Genomic DNA, 22849 nt, shown 5'->3' on the forward strand with positions numbered 1-22849 from the left:
TGTTATTTCTACCGAGCAAGCTATTCCTTATCCACTACCGCCTGCCATACTTTTGTAATGTCTATAGGCGACTTGCTGCTAGTCTCCCCTCCACCTTCCTGAGTCCATAGCGGCGGATAATATGCAAATACCTCTCCCGGCTGAAGTTGCTCCATATCCTTCTGCCAACCGTTCCAGCGGAATGTCTGGTAGAACAAGTCCAAATCTCCCTCAGCCAACCAGCTCAAGAAACCGGAATAGGCCAGCTCTGTGGATTCCCATTCCAATGCATCTGGTGCAAAATAGTAGATATGACCGCTACGTCCGAATTTCCCTGTATCCAATCCAAAAAATCCACCTGCTGCATCATAAGCCACCATTAGCATCCCCTCAAGCGCAGGAACACTTTCCGGCTCTTGAAGCCCGTTCCATGAGGTCAAGCTACCAAAAATTCCAGAGCCACCTGCACCCAGCAAGGTGATCCAACCGTAATCAAACACGATTCCTCCTGTCTCATAGGCAACTGTTCCCAAATACGATTTCGTACTCACCTGCAAACGGTACAGCGTGTCCCCTGGAGCGGATTCCGATTTGGACGATACAATGTGATGAGAATTCCGGCCTTCTTTCAGAATATTTGCGACCTCTTCCCATGCATGGTTATCCTTATCCACCAGTTCATCAACCGTTAAAGTATGCATGTTCATTCCCCTTCCCGCATATCCTAAAATTCCCTTTCAACCTACAAACTGATGTTTGAAAACCTGCGTTTGATCTAAAATCACCCACTGATTCACTTCGTCGTATCCTTTTACAATTGCCGTGACCTCATGCTTCGGATACATCCACTCGGATGGTGGCTTTTCCTCATATGTACGAGTGTCTGACAATCCGACCGCATGATACTGGAAAATATGAATAAGCGTACCGTGTGGGAAAAATGCTTCAATATAACCCTTTACCTTAGTCCCAACGGGCAGGGCATTTTTGATTTGATGCCATTCCTTGTTGAAGGTGTGAAGATAATTGGACCAGATTTCTTCAAACTCTTTTTTTGTAATTTGCGTATAATAGGGCTCTGTATCATCAATCGCTTTCTCAGCTAATAAGAAATGATACTGCTCGTGCTTGCGATTAGAGGCGATATACGTGCCATCATCCTGGATGACAATTTGTCGATAGGCTATTCCATCCGAATCTATTTCAAAATACCAGGTTCCCATGCCTGGCTCCGGGCAATCTCTAAGATACTTCATGTGCTCCTCCTATTAAAAAATCAAATCCGTTTTCATCCTTTTTTCCCGCCATAGATTCTTATCAAATATGCGAGATATTCTGAACGTGTCAGTCCTCCCGCTTGGCGGTTGAACTCATCATACGAAATGTCTTCCAGGAATCCGAATTCGGCCAGTGCTTTTCGACGCTCCTCCCGATGCAACGGATTATCCAGCGTTTTGTGCCACTCCCGCTCTTCCCAGGAGCCAAAACAGTCGGCAACGATACCTGAATAAGCACCGTTATTTGAAAATTTTCGCGAGGACTTGAACACGGTCTCCCCTTCCGGTTTGGAAACCGTGCCCGTTCCCCAGGACAGACTATATGTTCTTTCTTTTCTGCTATCCGTACTACAGCAGTAGCCGATGGGGAACACAATATCCTCTTCCACCAACAGCTTATGCCCTACCCGCTCATAGGCCCCCCGCATAAAGGAATCATCCATAACAATCCAGGTCGTTTCGGATAATGGGGCGTCTATGATGGACTCCAAAGCTGTTGAACGGTCACGACTCGTGAAGAAATACGGACGCACGAATAAAGGCATGGTCATGACACTGTTCCAAATGCTTTCCTCTGCAAACAACTGATCCTTTTGCATTTGGCGCAGATCTCCAATGACCAGTACATATCCATCTGTGAAAAGGTCTATTTCCACGCGGAAGATGTCTCCCGGGATTGTTTTATAACGCTGATTTTTCATATGCTTCAGTCGGTGCAGCCTGCGATCGTAATCCTTGGGCACAAGTGACGGATATTGCTGAAGCCAATCGATGATCTCTTCTTTACTATGTAAATGCTCGCATCCCGTAATAGGGAGTTTCACACCCGTTTTGCTATTCACAGCAGTAACATAACTAAGAGGACGATCCCTTCTAATGCCTGCTGAAAAGGTTACGCCTTCTGCCTTGATGCTCGAAACACTTGTGTAATTCAGCTTTTTCTCTTTGCCACGAGCCGTTTTAGGCAAAACAAATGCCCGGTCACGCGTAAGAATCTCTACATCGGTTTCTCCATAGGTATCCTCAGTGGAAGAAATTCGCTTGCGAATGACATCCCCATCCATACAAATAAAGTATCCATTTTTAATTTCTACCACGTCCCAATGTTCTTCCAGCGTCTCCAGCCCGAAGTACGGTCGTAACGCGTTCGTTAGCCAACTATTCATCTGCTCCTCCTGTTCCGAGTACATCTCAATGGACTCAGCTCAATTTTTCCAGAGACTATAACATAACATGGCATACAGCTCATTTATTCCTATACATTACAGCTTGGATCAACTCCTCCTGAATCCAGCTACTTTTGGTAGACAGTTGGAGCAAATCAGCAGAGATCTGTTTGACTTGCTCTTGCAACACGTGTGACTGATCCGTTCCTTCCAGAAAGCGACTCAAAAAATGAAAAAATACGTCTACCTTCCTAAGCAGCATCAAAATAGGCAAAGCATCAATCTCGTTGTGGCTTAGATGCACCTGGCGGCTGAAGCCTCGGCAAAAATCCCGAACTGCTGTCGTCTCCTCCGGTTGTCCCAAAAATCCAGATAAGATGACCGCCGGCTCCATGACCCGAACGTCTAGCGTACAAAATTCAAAATCAAGCAGTGCAGTTACTAGACTATGATCCGAATCCTTTACTAACAAATTGGAAGCGTTCAAGTCTCCATGTACAAGCTGATGCGGCAACTCTTCTAATGCATGAAGCGAATCTGTAATCTCTTCATAAGCTGCTCCTATTAACCGCAGCTCTTCATGCAAATCCTTTAGAGGCTCAGGCGGATGTAAACAAAAGCCTTGAACCGTTTCCCGGTTACACAATGGATAGGATTGCTGCAAAGCATAATACGGTCGATAGACTGGGGTCATATCAAGATTGAATGTCGCAAGCACAGCCGATAATTCGCCCGTAGCCTCACCCAAAGAATAGGCAAAGCTTGAATCCTGCTTCAGGGGTGATATGCCTTCTATGTATTTGAACAAACACACATATTTACCGCTTTCCCTCTCCAGTTGAGCAAGCGTCTCTCCCGTGACCGTCGGAATAGGCTGTGGTATTCTGAATGATAGAGAATGCTTACTCAGCTCCTGCAAAACCGCATGCTCAAATTCAATTTTATCCCGATCCCTGTGTGTATCGTAGACGCGCAGCACCCCGCTTCGTCCACCACTCTTAACAAAATACGTCGTATTATTCCAACCCCCGGTTCGTTTCTGCAGCATTCCGTTCCACTCCGGCCAGTGCCGTCTTAGTATTGCTTCCAAGGATGTATCCTCCCTTCTTCATGTCCATAGCATCGGCTGACTCCGGCATGCGAGAAGTATGGTTATAATAGCTTAACAGGTAATTTCATTATTTTAGCATAGCAGATAGCCTATTTTATAGCAGAGGGAGACTCTAATTCATAAGAATTTAAACCGAAGGAGGAATACCTCACTTACAATGTGATCGAGTCTTTTTAAACAGGACGTACACAAAAAATAGGACTGATTAATCAGCCCTGTCTTCTACATCATACCCCTTTAGTCAATCTGGATCTGTCTGCGGGAACGATCGTCACCCTGACGTTTAGGAATTTCAAGTTTCAATACGCCTTGATCCAGTTTTGCCTTAATGCCTTCTTCATCAACATGATCCACATAGAAGCGTCGGACAAATTCCCCAGAACGGCGCTCCCGTCGAATCATTTTATTCGTATCATCCTTCTCTTCATGATATTCATTCCGTTTAGCACGGATCGTCAAATAATTATGGGCAATATCGATGTCGATATCTTCTTTTGCAATGCCTGGAAGCTCAGCTTCCACCAGATATCTGTCGTTTTCTTCACGAATATCCGTCCGAAATGTCTGAGAGTTGCTGCTAAATGGAGCAAGCCAGTGGTCATCAACCATACCATTGAAGGATTTAAACATTTGTCCAAAGAAGTCTTCATTTCTTTTACGAAATGGGATCAGATCAAACATGAAAATCAGCTCCTTTTAATTGGTTGTTGTTTGTGTTCCTTACGATTCATATTATAGTACCGAAAGGAGCGAGGCTCAAAGTTCAAAAGAGGCTGAAAATACTGAAATAACCCGATCCTAAGCGATCTGTCAAAAATAGTTTTAGATTTCAATCGATTTGACCTTTTTTGACCTTTTGACTTCACAAGAGACTACATATTCTTTGCCAGCCAACTCAGGCTTGCCCTGCTATCGCTTGTTCCGGTGTAGAAGCTGGGTACAAGTGACAGGCTACCTGCCGCCCTGGTGCAGCTTCGGCAAAGATGGGCTGTACTTTGCTGCATATCTCCATGGCTGCCGGGCAGCGGTTATGAAACGCACAACCACTTGGCGGATTTTCTGGACTGGGCACATCCCCTTTAAGTACAATCCGATCACGTTCCGCTTCCGGATCAGCTACAGGTACCGCAGACATTAACGCCTTTGTATACGGGTGCAGCGGCTCTCTGAACACTGCTTGGGTCGGTGCGAGTTCGACCAGCTTGCCCAGGTACATCACACCCACGCGGTCGCTGATAAATTTGACGACCGACAGATCATGGGAAATGAACATATACGTCAGGTCATATTGTTTTTGCAGGTCCTTCATCAGATTGAGCACTTGCGCCTGAATCGACACATCGAGGGCCGAGACTGGCTCGTCACACACGATAAATTTGGGATGAAGCGCCAGTGCCCGTGCGATCCCGATCCGCTGGCGTTGACCACCCGAGAACTCATGCGGATAACGATGAGCGTGATAAGGAGACAATCCGACCACTTCGAGCAGCTCTTCCACCCGCTCTTTGAGCTGCGTTTTGCTTAGCTTTTCATGCGTGATGAGCGGTTCTTCCAGCACCTGCTGTACTGTCCATCTGGGATCAAGCGAAGCAAACGGATCTTGAAACACCATCTGCATATCCGTTCTGAATTTGCGCAGCTGCTCTGTGTTTAGCTTACGTATATCCGTGCCATTAAACAGAATCTCTCCATCCGTCGGTTCGATCAATCTGAGAATTGCCCGTCCAGTTGTGGATTTGCCGCAGCCGGATTCTCCCACGATTGCCAGGGTTTCACCCTGCTGTACAGTCAGGTTAATACCATCCACCGCTTTGACTGCTCCCACCTGTTTGGAAAAAAGTCCTTTTTTGATCGGATAGTGTTTTTTCAAATTACGTATTTCAAGCAGTGTACTCATGATATCCCTCCTGCTGTAGCAAGCAGCGGCTTTTGTGTCCGGGTTCCACTTCTGTAAGCTCCGGGGCCTCTGCACGGCAAATTTCCTTGGCAAACTGACAACGTGGTGCAAAGCGGCAGCCTTTTGGCATATCGAGCGGGTTGGGAACCTGGCCCGGAATGGAAGCCAGACGCTCCTGATCACTGTTCAATTGCGGCAGTGAGGCTAGCAAACTTTGTGTATACGGATGCTTGGGATCTTTAAAAAGCGTTTTAACATCCGTTTCTTCTACGACTTGTCCGGCATACATAATCACGACCCGATCGCACATTTCAGCAACGACACCAAGGTCATGAGTAATCATCAGAATGGAAGTTCCTTCGGACTTCTGTAGCTCACGCATCAAGTCAAGAATCTGTGCTTGAATGGTTACATCGAGTGCCGTTGTCGGTTCATCGGCGATCAGCAGCTTCGGATTGCACACCATCGCCATCGCAATCATCACCCGTTGGCGCATACCGCCCGAGAGTTCATGCGGATAAGAAGCGGCTACTTTTTCTGGACGTGGAATTCCCACTTTCGTCAGCATTTCCACAGCCATGTCTTTTGCTTTGTGTTTGCTTACACCGTGGTGGTAGCGGGCAGACTCCGCAATTTGCTTGCCGATTTTGAACACAGGATTTAGCGAAGTCATGGGCTCCTGAAAAATCATAGCCATCTCGTTGCCACGAATCGAGCGCATTTTCCGCTCCGAAAAATCCAGCATGTTTTCACCGTTAAACCGTACTTCGCCAGCGGCTACTTTCCCAAGTCCCTTGGGGAGGAGCTGAATAATAGAAAGGGAGGTAATGCTCTTGCCGCACCCGGATTCGCCAACGATTCCGAGTGTTTCGCCTTTGCCAACCGATAGATCGACGCCGTCCACAGCCCGGATGGTGCCAGCCGCAGTCTTGAACTCCGTCCGAAGGTTGGTTACTTCAAGCAGTTGTGTCATGCCCTCTTCCCTCCTTGTCCATCATTGAACCTTCATGTTCTTTTTATCTTAGGGAATAAGCTTATTCAGACTTACCCATCGTTTGCAGATGCTTCATGGTACCGTACAATTTAGTAATATGTTGAAACTCCTTTTCCGAATGAAAAGAGCATTGCCCACGTCCATAAGCTTTGGCTGTTTCTACAGCCAATTTGGCCGCCAGCGCAATATCGCTTTCGTGGCTGGCCCCCGTTGCACTGCCTGGGACAGGAGCAGCGGCCGTGATGGCTACACCAACCACTGGAGCGGAAGTGGCCACCGCTGGCTGCAAAATGCTGTTGATGTGATACAGATCGTTACCATAAGGTGTGATATCCTGCGTTGTTACAGCAAACGTGACACAGGGTTCGCCAGTAACAGTCTGAACAATATCGACGAGGTCTTCACTAATGCGTAGCACGTAGCCTTCACGTACCGTTGGGGAAATGGCAATACCTTTATGGTTAATGACCCGATTCCCTTTGGTCGTATCAATGGACAGGATCGCTTCCATTTCGGGTGTCACTTCATATTTGTTCATTGTCAAAATATCTACGGGTGAATCCATAAATGGAACCGGATCATGGGGCTGAGTAGGTGCATCTGGACAAATATGTGTACAGATGATCACATCTCCGTCAAGCGCATCTCCTTTGGACTGCATGCTCAAAAGTTTAGCCGCCGCCGAAATTGCCGCTGCCGCACCGTCACCATCGGATACAAATCCGATCATTTCCGGCCGTGCTCCTAGTCCACCAAGTCGCCCTACTACACCCAAGGTTGGAGAATCGCCCCCCTGAATGCGACCCGTTTTACCGACAATGACAATTTTAATAAAATCCGTAGAACCCTTTTCACCTTGCACAGTGGTGACCGTAATCTCCGCTTGACCCAGTTGTTCCAAATAAGCTTTGACTTCTGCCCCGCTGGCGAACGGATTATCCAAAAGGTCATAAACTTCAAAAACTTGTTTCATCATACGGCAGATCCCCTTATGCTTCTTTTTGTGTTGTTTTCAGATATTTAAGCGCCGTCAAGGCGTATACTTTCGCAGATTGAATGATCTGCCATACCGGAGCTTTTTCATTAAAATTGTGAATGGTCGACAGTTCGGCAGGCCCGTATTGCAATACCGGGATATTGTATTTGCGGAATGCACGTGCATCGCTGGTTGCCCATTGCAGTACGCCATAGGCCTCTTTACCGCTGACTTCAGCGATAGATTCCACAAGCTCATGTACAATCGGCTCGGTGGGCGGGGTCCAGTTGGCATTACCATAAAATCCGAATTGTCTGGGCTCCGCGTCAATGCCAACACTTGCAAGCAATTCTTTGGCTTTGGCCAGTACATCCTGGTGGTCTACGCCAAATGGAACACGGGAATCCACTTGCACTGTGCAACGGTCCGCAACCACATTGACTTTCGTGCCCCCCTGGATCGTACCAATGTTCACCGTTACATGATCAAACGCTTGTCCATAGCTTGGGTTCTCTCGTTCGCTTGCATAACGCTTGGAAATTTCAATGATCTCTTTGACTTCTTCCGGGATGTCCGGCTTGATGTCCCACAGTTGTTGCAGCGCTTCAATCCCTTTTGCAGCCTTCAAAATAGCACTTTCACCTGCAATTGGCTGCAAACTGCCATGACCCGGTGTGCCTTCAACAGTAAATTCAAACCAGCAGCTTCCTTTTTGACCGATGGTCGGGTTTTGCGGGCCTGAAGGCTCTGCAATCACAGCAGCTGTTCCTTCGATCAGTTTTCTTTCCAGCACCCAAGGTACTCCAAGATGTCCCCCGGTTTCCTCGTCTGGAACTACAAGCAACGACAACGCACCTTCGAGCGGTACGCCCAATTTGGAGAACAGCGCAACGGTAAATATTAATCCACCCAGGCCGGCTTTCATGTCCGAAGCGCCGCGGCCCAGGAGATAGCCATCACGAATTTCACCACAGAACGGATCAAAATCCCAACGAGTACGATCCCCTGCCGGCACAACGTCTGTATGCCCACAGAAAATCAGTTTTTTTCCGTCCGCCGTTTCAATGCCATAATCAGAAATGAGATTCCACATATTCGGCCCGGATTCATGCACCGTTGTTTTTATACCTGCTTCTTTAAGATAGTCCATAATGAACTGACTAATTTCGCGTGAATCACCTGGAGGATTTTCCGAAGGAAATTGAATCAACCGCGAGCATAGCTCAAGCAATTCGTCCTGCCGTTTATCTATTTCATCAAGAACTAACGTTTTCCAATCTGTCATTTCCATTCAGTCCCTTCACGTTTTCCATTTAGCCAACTACATTTTTTACGATCCATCGGGATCAGCTTCATCCTTCAGGTGTAAAATGATAGCCTTCGGCTGTAAAAACCGAAGGCATAAGGTAAGATCACAACTTACTCTTTATTCAATGAATAGAATCGGATAACCTCATCTGGGTAGTAGACATATCCAGTGACGTCTTTGCTCATGCCAACAACCCGATTGTATTCATACAGGTACGCCCATGGCGAATCTTGATTTATAAGCTCTTGTGCTTTGCCATACAGCTCTTTACGTTTATTTTCATCTTGCTCTTTGCCTGCTTGCTCCCAAAGCTTATCCACTTCTGCATTAGCGTAATGCATATAATTCGATGAACCGCCGCTGTACATCAGAAACCCGAGATGATAACCAGGGTCGTTGACGAAGGAAGTCCATTTGGAAATGTATGCTGTCAGGTTGCCTTCTCGTTGCTGTTCAAGGAACTGTGCACGAGCAACATTGACAACATTCATCTTTACGCCAATCTTGGCAAGTTCAGCTTGAATCAATACGGCATCATCTGCCCAGTCCTGGAAGCCGGAACCCAGTGTCAGGTCAAAATTAAACCCATTAGGATAACCCGCTTCTGTAAGCAGCTGTTTTGCTTTGTCCAGGTCGTGCTTATAGCTGTAACCCGCATCGGTGTAGCCAGGCGTGTTACTCGCTACAGAACTCTTCATTTGTTTCGCTTGACCGTACATGACATCATCGATTAATTGGTCGTAAGGGATGGCATAAGCAATCGCTTGACGCACTTTTGGATCATTAAAAGGTTTGACTTTGTTATTCATGGCGAAATATAGAATCCGGTTACTTGCATTGGATTGAACCTTCAGATCAGCGTTGGTTTCCAGCTTCGAAACATCCTTTGCAGGAATCTCAATCGCCATGTCCACATCGCCTTTATCCAGCAAAAGTACACGGTTGGAAGCTTCCTTGGTAAACTTCATCGTTACTTTGCTCAGATTTGGCGCTCCTTGCCAGTAGCTGTCATTAGCATTAAAGACAGCTTCTGTCGCAGGGTCCCATTTTTCAAGTTTGAACGGGCCTGAACCTGCCGCATGTGTTTTCAAATAGTCACCATCGCCATTTTCTTTGACAAGCACATCATCCACAATGGAGAAGTTGTACAATGACAGGATTTGCAGAAACATATGATTGGGTTGGGACAATGTAACGACAACGGTGTGCTCATCTGGCGCTGTAGCGGTTTTAATGGAGCTCATACCATACAGAAAGCTACCGGAATCGGAATTTTTAAGCCGCTCAAAGGAATACAACACGGAATTGGCGGTTAGCGGGTTGCCGCTTTGGAATTTAACGTCTTTACGCAGATGGAGCGTATAAGTCATGTTATCTGCGGACACATCCCATTTTTCAGCCAGCATGGGCTTAATGGCTTCCGTATCTGCCACTTCGCCGCTATCCGTAGACTTTTTGCCGTAGGTCACAAGCTGATCATAGAGCGCAAGCACAAGGGTGTCCGATGTAAGATCACTTGCTTCAGCAGGGTCCATGGTTGACCCTCCCTCCGAGTAAGCAAGTGTAATCGTCTTTGGTGGGGATGGGGCATCTGTGCCCTTCTCTCCAGATGAAGCGGACGGGCTGTTAGCATTGCTCGCACAACCTGCCGTCCATAGCAACGTAGACAAGACGAAAATTAGAGAAAGACTTTTTTTCAACATGGCTTACGTTCTCCCCTTTAATGATCTATTTATTTTTATTTGCTAGAGCGCAGTCTAGGATCAAGAACATCCCGCAAACCGTCTCCAAGCAAATTGAAGCCCAAAATAGCTGTCGCAATTCCAAGACCCGGGAAGGTTACAATCCACCACTCACCGGAAATGATATACGCTCGCCCTTCTGAAATCATTGCGCCCCATTCAGCAATTGGGGGTTTCACACCGAGTCCCAGGAAGCTGAGACTGGCTGAGGTCAGGATGGCGAAGCCCATTCCAAGCGTTGCATTCACAAGCAGTGGGGCAAGTGCATTAGGCAAGATGTGGCGAAACAGAATCGTTCCGTTCGTTACACCAATCGCCCGGCTGGCCTCAACAAACTCCTTTTCCCGGAGAGAGATGGTTTGTCCGTGAATCAGCCTGGCGAATTCGGGTATGCCTACAATACCCACAGCGATAAGTGCACTCATCAGTCCCGGTCCCATCGCTGCAGCAATGGCCATGGCAAGTACCAGCGACGGGAAAGCCAACAGAATATCCATACAGCGCATAATAATGCTACCCATTCGCCCGCCATAGAAACCTGCGATGGCTCCAAGCGGTACGCCGATGATAAATGAGATCGACACGGCGATCATTCCGGTCCATATGCTGATTCTAGCTCCGTAAATAACACGGCTGAGAATGTCGCGTCCGTAATTATCGGTCCCAAACCAATGTTCTACACTTGGCGGCAGCAGCTTGTTCGCCGGGTCGGTTACATAAGGATCATGTGGAACGATCCATGATGAGAGGATGGCAATGAGCGTCCAGCCAACGATAAAAATGAATCCGATTAAAGCGAGTTTATTGCCAAACAGTAATCGCCAAAAGGTCTTACGTTTCGGTATAGCGGCTGCATTGGGCTGAGGTACAGCCGCTTTTGCCACCAAATCACTTGCAGTGCTCATCCGAGTACCTCCCCCTACTTTTGTGCTTCATTGTTATCACTCGTACCGGATACGTGGGTCAATCAATCCGTAGACCAAGTCGACTCCAAGATTGATAAAGCTGTAAATCAGCGCACTTACGAGGGTAAATGCTTGAATCGGTGCGTAATCAGCTGCCAAAATGGAGTCCGTCACATAACTGCCCACTCCTGGCCAGGTAAAAATGGTTTCTGTAATAACCGCTCCACCAATCAGGTAACCGACCTGCAAACCAAGTACGGTAAGCGTTGGAATAAAAGCGTTAATGAGTGCGTGCTTATAGATGACAATTCCTTCGCGCAGACCTTTGGCTCTGGCTGTGCGAACAAAATCCTGACCGATGACTTCCAGCATACTGGAGCGCATCATCCGTGCCACAATCGCCATAGTGCCTGTGCTGAGACAGACAGCTGGTAGAACCAAATGGGATAAACTGCTTTTTAAAGCTACAAAATCACCGGTCATCAGACTATCGAGTACATAAAGTCCCGTAACGTGCGTCGGCGGATTGATATCACCGCTAATTCGACCCATGGGCGCAGGAGCGATGCCCCATTTAGCATAGAAAATATAAATGAATAACAGGCCAATCCAGAAAATGGGCATACATGCACCGATCAAGGAAAACACGCGCGAAATGTGATCAACAATCGATTCTTTACGGGTTGCCGCCAGAATACCGATCGGGATTGCCACCAGAATCGCAATAACCAAGCTTGCCAGCGCCAACTCGATGGTTGCTGGAAACCGGGTAGCAAAGTCGCTTGCCACTGACTGTCCGGTGTGATAAGCCTGACCCAGATCACCATGGAACAATCCCACTACATAATGAAAGAATTGAATGTACTTCGGTTGATCCAGTCCCATACTGCTGCGAATATTTTCAATCGTCTCGGGTGTAGCCTGTTCCCCCGCAAGCATCACAGCAGGATCACCTGGAAGCACTCTTGAGATCATGAATGTAATGACGACAATACCAAGCAGTGCTGGAATCATTTGTACCAATCTACGTAGTGTGTATACGGCCACAGTCCGTCCCCCCTTATCCGTAATCCCTCGTCTCTTTGTCATCTTTCTTTTCATAACTTGTTATTTTTATCATTGTACTAAGGAACAAGAACGGTTTCCACGTCCTGAATAACTAAAAATAATGACGAAATTTGTCGTCCGTGCACTAAAGTGACTCAATATGTAGTTTAAATGTTATGTATTCATCCGGTTTGAGAAATCAAAAACAGCATAATGCAAAACAGGCAATCCCCTTTTAAAAGGAAATCGCTTGTTTTTTGTAAATATGGATTGTAGTATTAGGTCGATCAGGAAAGGAGAATCACAGTATTGGAAACGAACTACAGAAAGCTGTTGGATCAGATGATAACACCCTATGATGAAATGCTGCAGAGTCTAATAGGTAATCACGCCGATTTTTCGAAGGTCGATTATTTGGAAAAGCACAGTGAGAAATATGGAAAAAGTGATGCCAATTATACCAATCGCTTGAAGGTGCTTTTGGCTTTGTATAATCGCGAGGATCGATATGCCCCGCATTACGAACCGATTGTTAGAAGGTTGCTCGTTAATGAGATTATAGACAGGGAAACGAACAGTTTTCAGGGGATTGGCGATGCTCTGTATTACGCCGTTTTTTTACTGCAAAAGTATGAGCGTGAGCAGGACCAAATCTTGTTCCAGCAGGCCAAGGAGGCCAATTTCGATACATATGCCGGGTTTGACCCAGAGTTGATTTTGGAAAAATATTTATTCAGCAAAGATGCAGCTAATATCGAGGATTGCATCAATATCGCGAGCGAGCTCGGGGAAGATGTTTATCTATCATTATTTATCGATTTGTGGATCAAGGATCAGACGAATTGGAACAAAGAAAATTTGCAGACACTCGTTTATCATGAGAGATGGCGCAACCATGCAGAAGGTGAAATTGAAGCTCTTAAAAAGCTGACCGAAATAGAGAAAACCGAAGGGAATCATCATAACTACTGTTTTACTGCATCTAGCCTGGCAGAGAAGTTCATTGAAGCAGGACGATTGGATGAGGCATGGGAAACGATGGAAACCATTATTCCGCTTATTACTAAGGAAGAAGAATGGTTTCTGTACGGACTTGGACGCAATATTATTACGGTCTGTATCCACATCATCTTCCATTTTGGAGCAGAAAGCCGGCAGGCCGCTTCGTTATGGCAAACGATAAAAGAGATTCTTCAACCTGCCGCTAACCATATGGGGACCGATCAATATCAGCTTGCTGTATCTGCCAGCAAATTTATGGGAGATACCAAATTGGAGCAGAGATTAATCAGACTTCAGAAGCAAAGGTAGTAATCCAGTTGCGATGAGGGGCCTGTCGCGTGTTCTGCAAGGAACGAGGCATTCGACTCAGCGCTCGCCGCTCGGTCGCCCCCCGAAGCAGCGGTTCAAAGGTATATCCAATATTGTCTTCGGCTACAGCTCGAACCATTCCGCAGCACGCTCCTCTTCTTCCAGCACCCTGTACATTCCTTCCCTCCACTTCACCGCATCTTCGCCACCAATATGAAATAGACAATTGAGACTTTTTGACTATCATTCAAACCAGCAAACAAAATAGGCTTCTCGTGAATATAGCGCGAAAGCCTATGGGTTCATCAAATTATTTGGCCTTCTGAGATACCAGTTCACTATTCCCTTTTCTCTTTCTTATCCCCAACATAATGACGGCCATAACAGCTACCAGAACTGCTATAAGAGCAAAAGGAATATATTTATCCACCCGATATAGCGTCGTTGTCAAAATAGGAGCAATAATCGCAGAAATGCCTTGGACAGTGGCCACCAGACCAGCGGCTCCTCCTTGCTGTTTTTTACTGACAGAAAGAGAAGCCCCGGCCATAAATCCAGGCATTAGCAAGCCTGTACCTATACCAAACATAAAGAACGCAAAATAGTACACGACCATGCTGGCTGACATGAGGAATAGCAGCATACCGACAATAAGGAACAGAGAGCCGAGCAAAATCATCGGCTTGGGTTGCCATTTAAGCCATTTCATTTGAACGATCTGTACAATCAACATCGCTGCCCCAGAAAACATAAGCCCAAAGGAAACCACTCTTGCTGTTTCTTCGGATGAAAGGCCTAATTGATCTTGAAAATAAAATCCACCTATAACCTGGATGGTGACAATACTAATCATCGTAACCAAACCTGCAAACAAATACATTCGTAGACCAGGTTGAAAAGGGTTAATCCGAGCTGGCTTTTGCTGAATAACGGGCTTGGCAGACGGAATTGCCAGCAAGGCCACTACAAATGCTACAGCCGCAATCACGATTCCAAAATACAGAGGCCACAGCAAGCCTATTAAAGTAAAGGCGCCTGCAATAGCGGGCCCAAATACTAATCCAAGTCCATTGGCCGCGCTAATGATAGCCATCCCACTACCTCGATCTTCTCCCTCGGTCACGTCTCCCATGTAAGCTTGGGAGGATGATAATACCGCCGGGATAAACCCGCCGATCAAGCCGCGTGTAACAATCAGCAGGACTAACAGCATTCCCCCGCTGAGCCAACCCTTTAATCCTGCAAAAAGAGTAAGCGTAAACAGCAAGCAGCTTACACACATCCCTATGAATCCAAGCAAAATCACAGGCTTGCGTCCCTTTGCATCACTCAGATTCCCCCAAATTGGAGCCATTAAGGCCATCGTTATGGAGCCAAGCGATATAATTAACCCAGAATGACTTTCTCTTAACCCCAGCTCACGAATAAGGGGCGGCATAATTGGAGCAATGAGCATGAGCCCTAGCATAGCCACAAAAACACTGAAAAAGATGCTCCCTTTGATTCTGTTCATCCTCGCACACTCCTCTGGTATAGATTCTCTCTATGCAGAAGTATACGGAGCATACCAAGAAACTACTGCCTGTATACGGATAAATTTGCGGTTAAACGGATTTAATTTAGCATATAAAACAACGGCCAGCCTTCAGCACAGTATAAGATGATCTTAATTCTATGATCCAATGGGTTCCGTTGATTATAGTGGCCTTGACGCATAGTTCACCTGGGGGCCGTAACATGATACGAAGTTTAGACGGTTGGAAAGATATTATCTTTCCCGAAAAGGGAAGTCTCTGAAAGAACCGGTCTCTTTTATAAAGGTCGCTCCTTCGTTGTGAAATGAACCACATCGCTCTCTTCATCGCTGACTAGATGAAAGAGCTTAATTTCCTGGCATGTTATTACGATATAGGATGTACAGTCTTTTATCTTTTGTAACTACCGTAGTTGTGGGTTGAGTCTGTATATCGATGTCTAAGGGGGAAATGCAGTGAACAAAACAAAGATAGGATCAATAATGAAGGTAAGATCGTTAAGAACAAAGTTAACCATAATGTGCTTGATTATTTTAATTGTACCCACTTTCGTGATTGGAATCAGTTCTTATTTTGTTTCCAAGAATGAAATGAATGAATCAGGCAAAGTGGCACTTAAGAATAGTGTGCAAATGGTAATTGGTATGATTAGTTTCCTCAATGGGCAAGTCGAAGCCGGTAATTTAACATTGGAGGAAGCACAGGAAAAACTGCGCATCGAGCTGCTCGGTGTAAAAGATGCTAATAACAAAAGACCGATAAAGATTAAATATACTGTAGGTAAAACAGGTTATCCGTGGGCAGTCAACCAAGATGCCGTTTCAATGATGAACCCTTCAAATGAAGGCCAGAATTTAATGAATGCCGTGTCGGAAGACGGTGTGCATGTGGGAAAAGAGTTTGTAGAAGTCGGTACAAACGGCGGGGGATTCGTCACTTATAAATGGGCTTTACCTGATACAGATCAAGTGGAGACGAAAATTTCGTATGTTGAAAAGGATCCTTATTGGGGATGGATCATCGGTTCTGGAGCATATTTTAACGAATTTAACAGCGGAGCGACCAAAGTCCTTTATATTGTCCTGATTATTACGACTGTTGCGGTTATTCTGGGAGCAATTATCGTAAGCTTTGTTTCGGGACGTTTTACGAAGCCTATCATCATGATCGCAAAACGACTTAACGCAGTTGCGGACGGTGATTTAACGGTCGAAGAAGTCAAAATTCATTCAAAAGATGAGATCGGCGAGCTTGCACAGGACTTCAATCATATGATTAAAAATATTAGATTTCTGATCGGTGAGGTAAATTTGTCCACAAAGCAGGTAGCTACTTCCTCGAAAGAATTGACCCTTGGAGCAGAGCACACTGGACAGGCAACCGAGCACATCACCATCGCGATTCAAGAATCGGCGGCCGGTGCTAAGGAGCAGCAGGTGATGCTCCAGAAGACAACCAGCTCGCTTGAAGAAATTTCAATAGGTATGCAGCGGATCACGGAGAGCTCCTTGGCCATTGCTGATTCGTCTGCAGACGCGATGGAAATGGCGAGCGTTGGTGGTACTGCTGTACAACATACGGTGAAGCAAATGGACCTGATTAACCATTCCGTCAATGAAACCGATGCGGTTATGAGAATGCTGGATGAACGCACTCAACAGATCGACACGATGCTGCATGCCATTACAGATATCGCACAGCAGACCAACCTGCTTGCATTAAATGCTTCGATTGAGGCTGCTCGTGCAGGCGAAGAAGGCCGCGGTTTCTCCGTCGTTGCTTCAGAGGTAAGAAAGCTGGCCGAACAATCAAACCAGTCTTCCGGGCAGATTTCCGAGTTGATTCAGAATATGCGCAAAGATATGGAGCATTCGCTTAAGACCATGGAACGCGTAAAACAGGATGTAGACTCCGGTATTAAAATTGCCAATGAGACGGAGCAGCAGTTTAACAAAATTGTGGCGTCCACCAATCATATCGCACAGCAAACGGAAGAGCTCGCGAGCATTACGGAGCAAATAACCGCAAGTGTCCAGGAAATTTCAGCGAGCGGAGAGAACGTATCGAGTCTAGCGCTTCAAGCGGCGGACAACTCGCAGAATATTGCAGCGTCTGCAGAAGAGCAGCTGGCTTCGATGCAGCAGATCACCAGCTTGGCAACAACCTTGTCGGATATGTCACAGAAATTACAGGATCTAACGGTCAAATTTAAATACTAGTGGAATAAACTGTAGTTTCCAATATGGTTTCATGAAGAGCCTTCTTACCGTGAGATTAGCATTAGTTCATGGTAAGAAGGCTCTTTTTTTTTCCGAAAACGTCGCGCTAAACTGACCATTTGTATTATGAAGGGCTCGCAAATCGTGATCTGTTAATTGGGCATGGTTTTGTCGATTTTGTTCAGAATTGGTTCAGAAACATTTAGTATAGTAATCCAGTAGTGTAAGAAATCATATTAGCAGGTTAGTCATCATGGAGGATCCTTAGTCTGTTCATCGTGCCAGAAATTTATGGAGGAAGTTTATGAGTAAAATCAAGTCTTTTTGTTTATCTTATCTTGCTGTTATCGTCTTATTTGGGACCTGGACATGGAGTTTTTCTGGGAGTGCTGTGTATGCGACCTCCTCACCAGTACCTAGTGTAACAGATGCTGTGTATGCTACTGAAACCACGGTAACGAGTTGGACAAATCCTTCTAAACAAGGTCAATCCGTAACGTTTAGCATCAAAACCATCTCAACCCCACAAATTACGAAGGATTTAACTGGCACCGTGGTTCTTATGGATGGTACGAATATATTAGATACGCTTACGATGACGCCAAATGGCATTGCGAATGGATATGCCACTGCGACCTATACCACAAGCAATTTAAGCGTGGGAAGTCACCCGATTACTGCTATATATAGTGGGGATGCTCGATTTGTCCCCAGTACATCTGAGCCATACATTCAGGTCGTAAATGCACCTGCGCCTACAACTTCACTGAGACCTACAGCAACTACAGTATTGAGTTCGCTGAATCCGTCTAAGCAAGGTCAAGAAGTAAGATTTAGCGTGAGGACAACTTCAAACCCACAGACTTCGGGCGACTTAACCGGAACGGTCATCCTTATGGACGGCACGGATGTATTAGATACGCTTACGATGGAGCCAGTGGGCATTTCGAATGGCTATGCCAATGGGTACTACACTACAAGCGACTTAAGTGTGGGAAGTCACTCGATCACTGCTATTTACAGTGGAGATGTTCGATTTGCCCCGAGTACCTCTGAAGCGTATATACAGGTTGTAAATGGAGATGCAGACACTGGGAATACTGGCGGAACTGGTGCTACTACTGGTAACGGCAGCAGTAGCAGTAAAAAAGATAAGAAGGATAGTACAGATAGTAGTGAGTCTATTTCTTCTAGCGAAACAACCACACCTTCATCACCATCGGTTTTACCGACAGATTTGCCGACTCCGGAAATCATGCCAGTAGAGCAATCAGAGGTTGTGCATGAAAAATATATAACCGGTTATCAGGATGGCACATTCCGGCCGGACCAGTCAATTACACGAGCTGAAACTGCCGCGATGATGGCTAGAATTATGAAGTTGGAAACAAAAGAAAGCTCATTGGCATACAAAGATGTACCTAACACGTATTGGGCGAAGGATTCGATTATAGCACTCACGACACAACACTTCATGAATGGATATGCAGATGGAACATTTCGGCCAGAGCAACCCATTACCCGTGCAGAAATGGCAGCAATACTCGCATCCTGGAAGCAGCTTAAAGGAACGCAAACCGCAGCATCTCCTTATACCGATATCGAAAAGCATTGGGCAAGAGATTCAATTAAAGCGCTAGCTGAGGCAGGATGGATTACTGGTTTTAACGACAGTAGCTTCCAACCCAATCAATATATAACACGAGTGGAAACCGTTACAATTTTGAACACTATCTTAAAACGAGGACCCCTGGAAGGTACGACCCAGGCTACATGGAAGGATGTACCCGCAGATTACTGGGCATTTAAAAATATTGAGGAAGCGTCTCGTACCCATACTTCAACCATCAATTCAGAGGGTACTGAAACTATCGTGAATTAAGCACCAAATAAAAGCTGGAATCCTTTCTATACAGGGTTCCAGCTTTTTATTTACCTGATATTTTTAAAAAAAGGTCAAAAAATAAATTTTAAAATACCTTCTTTAAGGAGGATGGCTTCACTCCGTATTCCCGGAAAAATTGCTCTGAAAATGCACTCACATTGCTATATCCTACAGCCATCGCAGCTTCAGTCACATTGCTTTCTTGGCTTCGGAGCAGCTTCATCGCATAATCGAGACGAATTTGGCGCAAATATTCAAATACAGTAGTTCCAAAGCAGGCTTTGAATCCTTTTTTTAATTTAAAATCGTTTAATCCAACCTTTTGGGATAATGTGATCAGCGAAGGTGGATCAATCATGCTGGATTCAAGGATCTCCCGAGCCATATGCAGCTTTCTGACATCTTCTTTAGACAAACCTTCGGGCATAGGTGTTAAATCAAATAATTGAATCATAAATCGATTTAAAATCTCAAGTGCTGCTGCTTCCATTAACAAAGGCGATTTATGCACACTTTTCAAGTCTTTGATCAAATGTTCAATCATCACTATACTTCTGTGATCCAGTTCAAAACTAAAGTGATGGAATGCAGCTCCCTTAAGAATTTGATTAAATTCAATAGCTACCTGCCGACGAGCCGCTAACTGTGAAGCCGCATAATTAAACAACGAAATCGGAATGCCAAGTGCAAATGATTGGTATTGTTCGTTAACCGGAGGATGGAAACATGCTTTGAAATCCTGTAAAAAAATAAGAGCACCCTGCCCCATCGGGAGTGTATAATCCAGACCAGCCACATTCACATGACGTTGACCGGAAAGCGCAAATTGAAGTTCAATCATTTGTCCTCTGGAAGAAAAATTGGTCGGATACGGCTCGTGATATTGAATGTGCGAATATACAATTTCAATTCCGCTGTAAGTTGTAACTCGGTAAATATGCCCATGACCCGCTTCCGGTAACATCATATACGTATGCTCATTCTGTTGTCTAAACGGAGTTTTTTCCAAATAATGCTGATATATTAATGATAACGAGTTTGAATTCACAAGCGTCCACCTCAAATGTTTTCATTCATTCCGATGCCCCAAATGAGAATCGTTATCAATAATAGTAGCCGAATTTGAATGGTTTGACCAGACCTATTGGAGTAAGCTCAACTCTTCATTCAGTTTAAGAAGCCTCTATCTATTTCTTTACGAGACTGCTGAATGCGTGACCCGGTTTCTCCCGCCACTCTTGGAAGCATACAGTGCCAAATCCGCTTGATGAACAATCGTTTGTTCCGTATCCTCTTGCGTAACCGTTGCCACACCAATACTCACAGTAATGGCATATTCTCCCCAATCCATCGAGGCTGTCGTGGAGCGGTATCTTTCTGCTGTACGAATGGCTTCTTCTTGATCGTTGTCTGGAAGAATAATTACGAACTCCTCGCCCCCATATCGAGCGACAATGTCCCTGTCCCGTGACATGGATTGGAGTATTTCTGCCAGATTAGTGAGCACCAGGTCGCCCACCGGATGACCGTAAGTGTCGTTAATGCTTTTGAAATGATCAATATCAATGAGCAGCAGCGAAAAAGGTATTCCAGTCTCTTGAAAGGAGGCTAGGCTAGCCAGTAACTGATCTTGAAAATATCTTCGATTTCTAAGACCGGTTAACGGGTCAGTTGACGCCATCGTTTCTAGCTGGAGATTGATCCGTACCAGTTCCTGCTGTTTGATTTCATATTCTGCGTGCAACCGTTCAAGCTTCTGGTTCGCTTCATTCGTAGCTTGATATAATTCCTGAAGCTTGGTTTTGGTCTGTAGTATATCTTTCTCGTGTTCAATACGCTTACGCATCACAAGCACTACACAGTCAATAACAAATTCTCCATTTCGCTCCTGGCGAACTCCGTTTAGTAGTACAGGCACATCCTGTCGATCACTTGTGCGAAACGAAAAGTACATCTCATCGACACGCCCGTACAACTGGATGTAGGGATAAAAATAAGTATGAAAAAATAGCTTGTTGGTAACAGACATTGTCATTTCAATCGGTCGTCCGAGCAATTGATCACGTTCATACAGAAGCATGTCCAACAAAGTTTGATTTACCGATTGAATGATCCCAGTGTCCGAAATTGAAAAGTATCCACAGGGAGCTTTATCTAATTGAATATCCATTGCATGACTGCCTTTCATACGATATTACACACTGGCTAAATATTCTTTGATTAAATCGCTCGTTTCTCCTGGTTGACTTAAATGAGGATAATGCCCCTTTGCCCTCATCTGTTGAAGCATGCTGTTTTTAAGATGACTATGTAAATAATCCCCTACCTCAATCGGAGCAATACTATCGTCTGAGCACTGGAGAATAAGTGTAGGAACCGAAGCATGCTGAAGATCGACACGGCAATCCGAAAAAAATGTAACCTCTGCGAATTGCCGTGCAATATGAGGATCTCTTGAGCAAAATGCCTTTTCCAATTCTTCGGTTAATTCCTGTCGTTCAGGATTCTGCATAACAATGGGTGCCAGGTAACTAGCCCAGCCAATAAAGTTCATTTGCATCATATCCAGTAATTCATCAATATCACTCTTATCGAAGCCTCCATAATAAGAAGGCAGGTCATTCACATAGCGTGGAGAAGGACCGAGCATGACAATGCGTTCAAAATATTGAGGGCTGCGGATGGAGGCGAGCATTCCGATCATACTGCTAACGGAGTGTCCGACAAATATGGTATTTCTTAAGTCTAACGCTTCCATAATATCCAGCACATCTTGGGCATACCCTTGCAAGTCACTGTATTTTTTCGAGTCATAATACTTTATTTGAGAATCTCCGGAACCTACGTAATCAAACAAGACGATTTGGTAGTTGTCGATAAAGCTAGGGACGATATAACGCCACATATCCTGGTCGCATCCAAAGCCGTGAGCAAACACAATCGTCTGGCTGCCTGTGCCTATTACTTTTACATTATTACGTCGGAGAATATCAACGGTCATTGTGAATCACCTCTCTGAGGTAGTATCTGTTCTATAGCTTCTCTTCCCTATTATATCGGAAAAGTTTCGATTATGGATAATGACTCTCATTCATAAATCCAGCGTTCAATGATCCCCTTTACTCTTTGCACATGTTGCTGTGATAAGGAACAAATAATAACCAATTCGTTTTTCCCATTCGTATCTAACCATTGGTGAACGTCATCCTCTTCATTAACCGTTTCATGAATGATTCTGATGGATTTATGACTTATTTCTGACTTAGCCGAAAAAATGGGGTTCATATCCATGATTTTCTGACCATTAGAAAAGGAGGTGTTGTAATAAGGAATCACCCAGTTCTCCTTATCCTGATCTTGTACTACATTAAGAAATACACGCACCCAATAATCCTCTAGTTCTGTGTAACTCTGTTCATTCAACCCATTCAAATTCATATATGTATCCACTCCAAGTTATTCATTAAATAAACATAAAAAAGTCTCGTCCAGTGAT

21 protein-coding genes are annotated in these 22849 nt (G+C 45.2%); 3 read left to right on the forward strand and 18 right to left on the reverse strand.

Features of this window, described 5'->3' with window-relative positions; translation table 11 throughout:
• Nucleotides 1–20 precede the first annotated feature (20 nt).
• From AOU00_RS05050 to AOU00_RS05105, 12 genes are all read right to left on the reverse strand, one after another.
• Nucleotides 21–680, reverse strand: coding sequence for a DUF2625 domain-containing protein (locus AOU00_RS05050; protein WP_061829651.1), 660 nt, complete (start codon nt 678–680; stop codon nt 21–23).
• Between the two features lie 36 nt (nt 681–716).
• Nucleotides 717–1235 carry a hypothetical protein gene (locus AOU00_RS05055; protein ID WP_069290080.1) on the reverse strand — a complete coding sequence of 173 codons (519 nt, stop codon included), beginning with the start codon at nt 1233–1235 and terminating at the stop codon, nt 717–719.
• A 32-nt stretch (nt 1236–1267) separates the two neighbouring features.
• Nucleotides 1268–2422: an immunity 26/phosphotriesterase HocA family protein gene (locus AOU00_RS05060; RefSeq protein WP_069290081.1), complete on the reverse strand. Its 1155-nt coding sequence runs from the start codon at nt 2420–2422 to the stop codon at nt 1268–1270.
• A 79-nt stretch (nt 2423–2501) separates the two neighbouring features.
• The gene (locus AOU00_RS05065) at nt 2502–3512 is read right to left on the reverse strand and encodes a phosphotransferase (RefSeq protein ID WP_069290082.1); all 1011 of its coding nucleotides are present in this window, start codon (nt 3510–3512) and stop codon (nt 2502–2504) included.
• A 258-nt stretch (nt 3513–3770) separates the two neighbouring features.
• A complete protein-coding gene (locus AOU00_RS05070; protein ID WP_013311306.1) occupies nt 3771–4214 on the reverse strand; it encodes an Hsp20/alpha crystallin family protein in 444 nt (147 codons plus the stop codon).
• Between the two features lie 214 nt (nt 4215–4428).
• Nucleotides 4429–5430, reverse strand: a complete 1002-nt coding sequence (locus AOU00_RS05075) for an ABC transporter ATP-binding protein (RefSeq protein ID WP_013311307.1) — start codon at nt 5428–5430, stop codon at nt 4429–4431.
• Complete coding sequence (locus AOU00_RS05080) at nt 5414–6403, reverse strand: ABC transporter ATP-binding protein (RefSeq protein ID WP_069290083.1); 990 nt, start codon at nt 6401–6403, stop codon at nt 5414–5416. Before AOU00_RS05080 ends, AOU00_RS05075 begins: the two co-directional genes overlap by 17 nt.
• A 61-nt stretch (nt 6404–6464) precedes the next feature.
• Entirely contained in the window at nt 6465–7400 is a 936-nt protein-coding gene (locus AOU00_RS05085; protein WP_069290084.1) for a DUF1177 domain-containing protein, read from the reverse strand.
• A 13-nt stretch (nt 7401–7413) separates the two neighbouring features.
• Complete coding sequence (locus AOU00_RS05090) at nt 7414–8685, reverse strand: M20 family metallopeptidase (protein WP_069292006.1); 1272 nt, start codon at nt 8683–8685, stop codon at nt 7414–7416.
• 134 nt (nt 8686–8819) lie between these two features.
• Nucleotides 8820–10412 (reverse strand): ABC transporter substrate-binding protein, encoded by a 1593-nt coding sequence (locus AOU00_RS05095; protein WP_069290085.1) that lies wholly within the window; start codon nt 10410–10412, stop codon nt 8820–8822.
• Between the two features lie 35 nt (nt 10413–10447).
• Nucleotides 10448–11356: an ABC transporter permease gene (locus AOU00_RS05100; protein ID WP_061829644.1), complete on the reverse strand. Its 909-nt coding sequence runs from the start codon at nt 11354–11356 to the stop codon at nt 10448–10450.
• A gap of 36 nt (nt 11357–11392) precedes the next feature.
• Nucleotides 11393–12403, reverse strand: coding sequence for an ABC transporter permease (locus tag AOU00_RS05105; RefSeq protein WP_172828265.1), 1011 nt, complete (start codon nt 12401–12403; stop codon nt 11393–11395).
• 309 nt (nt 12404–12712) lie between these two features.
• Between AOU00_RS05105 and AOU00_RS05110 the strand changes: the two genes are divergently transcribed.
• Nucleotides 12713–13714 (forward strand): hypothetical protein, encoded by a 1002-nt coding sequence (locus tag AOU00_RS05110; protein WP_061829643.1) that lies wholly within the window; start codon nt 12713–12715, stop codon nt 13712–13714.
• On the opposite strand, the gene AOU00_RS26195 is transcribed toward AOU00_RS05110, so the two are convergent.
• Both AOU00_RS26195 and AOU00_RS05115 read right to left on the reverse strand, forming a co-directional pair.
• Nucleotides 13692–13853, reverse strand: coding sequence for a hypothetical protein (locus AOU00_RS26195; RefSeq protein WP_155729697.1), 162 nt, complete (start codon nt 13851–13853; stop codon nt 13692–13694). The genes AOU00_RS05110 and AOU00_RS26195 overlap by 23 nt on opposite strands.
• A gap of 171 nt (nt 13854–14024) precedes the next feature.
• Complete coding sequence (locus AOU00_RS05115) at nt 14025–15227, reverse strand: MFS transporter (RefSeq protein ID WP_069290086.1); 1203 nt, start codon at nt 15225–15227, stop codon at nt 14025–14027.
• A gap of 504 nt (nt 15228–15731) precedes the next feature.
• Here AOU00_RS05115 and AOU00_RS05120 point away from each other — a divergent pair.
• Together AOU00_RS05120 and AOU00_RS05125 are read left to right on the forward strand one after the other, a co-directional pair.
• On the forward strand, nt 15732–17468 hold the full coding sequence (locus AOU00_RS05120; protein ID WP_039274425.1) for a methyl-accepting chemotaxis protein: 1737 nt from the start codon (nt 15732–15734) through the stop codon (nt 17466–17468).
• A gap of 304 nt (nt 17469–17772) precedes the next feature.
• The gene (locus tag AOU00_RS05125) at nt 17773–19350 is read left to right on the forward strand and encodes an S-layer homology domain-containing protein (RefSeq protein ID WP_061829641.1); all 1578 of its coding nucleotides are present in this window, start codon (nt 17773–17775) and stop codon (nt 19348–19350) included.
• Nucleotides 19351–19438: 88 nt separating this feature from the next.
• On the opposite strand, the gene AOU00_RS05130 is transcribed toward AOU00_RS05125, so the two are convergent.
• The 4 genes from AOU00_RS05130 to AOU00_RS05145 all read right to left on the reverse strand — a co-directional run bounded on the left by AOU00_RS05130 (nt 19439) and on the right by AOU00_RS05145 (nt 22791).
• Nucleotides 19439–20401, reverse strand: coding sequence for a helix-turn-helix domain-containing protein (locus AOU00_RS05130; RefSeq protein ID WP_069290087.1), 963 nt, complete (start codon nt 20399–20401; stop codon nt 19439–19441).
• Between the two features lie 147 nt (nt 20402–20548).
• Nucleotides 20549–21523: a sensor domain-containing diguanylate cyclase gene (locus tag AOU00_RS05135; protein ID WP_069290088.1), complete on the reverse strand. Its 975-nt coding sequence runs from the start codon at nt 21521–21523 to the stop codon at nt 20549–20551.
• Between the two features lie 24 nt (nt 21524–21547).
• Nucleotides 21548–22354: an alpha/beta fold hydrolase gene (locus tag AOU00_RS05140; protein ID WP_061829638.1), complete on the reverse strand. Its 807-nt coding sequence runs from the start codon at nt 22352–22354 to the stop codon at nt 21548–21550.
• A gap of 86 nt (nt 22355–22440) precedes the next feature.
• Nucleotides 22441–22791: a hypothetical protein gene (locus tag AOU00_RS05145; protein WP_061829637.1), complete on the reverse strand. Its 351-nt coding sequence runs from the start codon at nt 22789–22791 to the stop codon at nt 22441–22443.
• Nucleotides 22792–22849: the final 58 nt, after the last annotated feature.

Source organism: Paenibacillus polymyxa, assembly GCF_001719045.1.
Taxonomy (GTDB): Bacteria; Bacillota; Bacilli; order Paenibacillales; family Paenibacillaceae; genus Paenibacillus; species Paenibacillus polymyxa_B.